The following is a 3367-nucleotide window of genomic DNA, read 5'->3' on the forward strand; positions in this document are numbered from 1 at the left end:
ATCGGGGTGAGAGGATTTGAACCTCCGACATCCTGCTCCCAAAGCAGGCGCGCTGACCAAGCTGCGCTACACCCCGAATCGCGACCAATAAACATCCACTATCAGCATATGTCAAGTGCTCTAATCTTAGTTTGTTCGATCAGAAAACAGTCTTGCCATTTGAGTGCTTTCACGTACATTATAGCCCTATGCAGAAGATTAACCTGCTGGGTTACAACCAGTCACAGTTGGAAGAGTTGATGCTCTCTTTCAGGCAGAAGGCTTACAAGGGGAGACAAATCTATAGCTGGCTGTATAAGGTCCGACAGCATGATTTCCACCAGATGACTGATCTGACAAAGGATATCAGGCATCGTCTGGATTGTGAATACACATTCGATCTGATGAAGCTGGAGGAAGAATTAGTTTCGAAGGATGGCACCCGCAAGTTTCTGTTCCGTCTTGATGACGGCTATCCGGTTGAAACCGTTCTTATTCCTGGTGCCGACCGGACGACTGCCTGCATATCGGTCCAATCGGGATGCGCTCTGGGCTGTCGATTTTGTGCGACCGGCACTATGGGTCTTTTGCGTGATCTGACAACAGGTGAGATGGTTGGCCAATTGTTGGGGTTGCGTGAGAAGTATGGTAGTGATGCCTTTACCAACGTGGTTTTGATGGGTATGGGGGAACCACTGACGAACTTGGACAATGTTCTGGGGGCTCTTAGTATCATCATGGATGAACAGGGCGTTTGTGTTGGACATCGCAAGGTCACTATTTCTACGGTCGGGATCAGCCCCGGTATCCGTCGGCTGGCTGATAGTAATTGCAAAGCCCGTCTGGCGGTTTCGCTTCATTCTGCTATCCAGAAGAAACGGGAGCAACTGATGCCGGTGGCGCGGAGTTTCAACCTTGAGAACTTGATGGCCGCTCTCCGTTACTACACGCAAGAAACGAATACACGCGTTACGATAGAATACATTCTGTTCAAGGGTTTCAATGACAGCATGGGCGATGTCAAGGCGTTGACTCGTTTGCTACAGGGGTTACCCTGCAAAATCAATGTCCTGGCATACAATCCGGTTCCGGGATTGGACTTCACCCGCCCTTCCGAGGAAGAAGTGGATGAGTTTGCCCGGATGCTTTATCCCCGGCTACCGGCCGTTATGGTTCGAAAGAGTCGGGGAAGTGATGTCAATGCCGCCTGCGGTCAATTAGCCGCCCGACGACAGGAGAGGAGAGACTAAGATGAGAAGAATGATGCTTGTGGTAGTCGTACTGGGGATTAGCCTGTTGGGTCAGATCGGCTGCACCCAGGAACGAGAGATTTTCGTAGGTGAGGTGGAAACTCCATCCTGGGAATGGGGCGAGCAGATTGTGCGATTGGAAGTGGTCAACAACGGCTCTCTGGCAAAATTCATAGTTGCCGAGACGGAGATCCAGTTTACCGGCGAATATCTCAATCCAAGTCGACATGCTCAGACTTGCTATGTTCTGGCTCCGGGCGACAGGACATGGCTCGAACCAAAGCTGATTATCCCCGGGAATTATGGCAAGGCGCAGATATGGGTTCGGCTCTATGATGTCGTGGATACGCTGGATCTGATCCTTCCCGGTCAACTAACTTACGAACAGCCATTCTCGATTACTTACCACTTGGCTGATGGCATGGTGCCGTATTTTCAGGATCGTGTTTTGCTGCCGCCGCGTATTAGGGATCACCCCGATTTCGATAACGAGTTTGCTCGTGTTCTGCTCTGGTTGCTTGATGAGGGTCGGACGATAACTGAGATAGCTGACATGGCCGAATGTGACACATCCTTCGTCAAGCGTAACATACAGATTTGTATGACACGTGGTTATGTGCGTCTTGACAGCACCGGCTACCACCTTAATTTTCCGATACTGTCGGCTGATGAAGCTCATCAGGGCAGCCGTCTCGCGAATGAAATTGGTGACACTCTGGCGAGTCTGATTGCAGGTCGGATGGATGCCTACCGTGGAGTCCTCGACAGCCTTGTTGCAGCTGGGAACCTGCCGACTGATACTAACACGTTTATGGATGGTGGCACGGTGTTGTACCATCGATATCCGGTGATTGGTGGTTTGGCACTGTGGTGGGATCTGGGGGGGAAGTTCATTTCGCCCGATCAGCTGCTGGAGATTTACACGGGGAATGATCTATGTAATACATACTCGCCAACGTATATGTATGCCGTACAGGGAAACCTGGCGATGGCTGGAACCAACTTCTATGCTGCATCCTCCAACAGCAGTAAAATCTACTTCGGTGATCGCATGCCGGATATCCAGTGTGGAAATAAATGGTTACGTGGGACAAGGAAAGGGCGCGTCCGTTGGCAATACACACCTAAGAATGGCCCGGAGTCATTTATTGCCGATTCGACAGTTATTCGCCCAGCCGTCAATGCGTTGACTCGTCCGGCCGATAAGCTTCTGGTTGCCGCCGGTGACAGATTACAGACCATAGCAACTTCCTTTGGACACAATAGTCTAACTATGGGATACAAGTACTGGTTCTGGGACCTGGTTGCCACTAGAGCTCTGAATACTCTTGTCGAGAGTGACGTTGTTACGCGTCGGGGCAACGGTCAGTTCCGGTTCGACGGCATAATTGGACCAACTGGCAAATGAGAACTCTGGTATCATTGATGGTGACGGCAGGTCTGGCGCTGATCGTTGGCTGTGCCGAGGAGACTCCCTCACGGAACCATATCCCCGTCCTGAAGGAGCGAATCTATTTGTTACAGGAGGCGATCAAATCGGAGAGCCGGGCGGCTATTGACTCCTTACTATCGACTGATATTCTCAAGGTGGAGCAGGGGTCTGATTCGCTATTGAGCTTTTGCTGGGGAGCTGATCGCAGTTTTGCATTTGATCGATTGGGTGACTGTGCGATTGTCTATACCGACCAACACGCCGTGACTGAGTGCTTTGTGATGGACAGTACCGGGACAAGAGGCCACCCGGTACGTTTGTCCTGGGTTTACCAGCACGACCTGTGGTTACTGCAGCGGTTCGACATACCCGAAGCAGGGGATAGTCTAACAACCGGAGAGTAACGCCACCATTCAACTCCACTCACAGGGATCGCCTGGTTCCGGTGGGCGGCAGACGCCCTAAACAGGTGATACCTGTCGTCTGCCCTAACCATCTGTCATGCCGGACTTGATCCGGCAGGCATTGCCTGTTTTTGGTAGGCATCGCCTGTTTTTGGTAGGGCAGGAGCCCTGCGCTCCTGCCAATTCGAGATGGCGGAACCGCTAAGAAGAGTTTCGCCCTACTAAGAACTCATGGAACCCACAGCAAGGGGCTTGTTGAAAAAGTTCTGTTATTAGGGCGTTGGATATTCTAAACTGTCTTC

At 51.4% G+C, this 3367-nt stretch carries 3 protein-coding genes and 1 tRNA gene; 3 read left to right on the forward strand and 1 reads right to left on the reverse strand.

What is annotated here, in order from left to right; all coding sequences use genetic code 11:
• Window position 1: 1 nt before the first annotated feature.
• Window positions 2–76, reverse strand: a tRNA-Pro gene (locus KOO62_12885).
• A 112-nt stretch (window positions 77–188) separates the two neighbouring features.
• Between KOO62_12885 and rlmN the strand changes: the two genes are divergently transcribed.
• Genes rlmN through KOO62_12900 form a run of 3 tightly spaced genes read left to right on the forward strand, consistent with a single transcriptional unit; the run spans window position 189 to window position 3065 of the window.
• On the forward strand, window positions 189–1229 hold the full coding sequence (rlmN, locus tag KOO62_12890) for a 23S rRNA (adenine(2503)-C(2))-methyltransferase RlmN (protein MBU8934876.1): 1041 nt from the start codon (window positions 189–191) through the stop codon (window positions 1227–1229).
• Window position 1230: 1 nt separating this feature from the next.
• Complete coding sequence (locus KOO62_12895; GenBank protein MBU8934877.1) at window positions 1231–2637, forward strand: hypothetical protein; 1407 nt, start codon at window positions 1231–1233, stop codon at window positions 2635–2637.
• Window positions 2634–3065: a hypothetical protein gene (locus tag KOO62_12900; GenBank protein MBU8934878.1), complete on the forward strand. Its 432-nt coding sequence runs from the start codon at window positions 2634–2636 to the stop codon at window positions 3063–3065. The genes KOO62_12895 and KOO62_12900 overlap by 4 nt, the downstream gene beginning before the upstream one ends.
• Window positions 3066–3367 lie beyond the last annotated feature (302 nt).

Source organism: Candidatus Zixiibacteriota bacterium, assembly GCA_019038695.1.
Taxonomy (GTDB): Bacteria; Zixibacteria; MSB-5A5; order GN15; family FEB-12; genus B120-G9.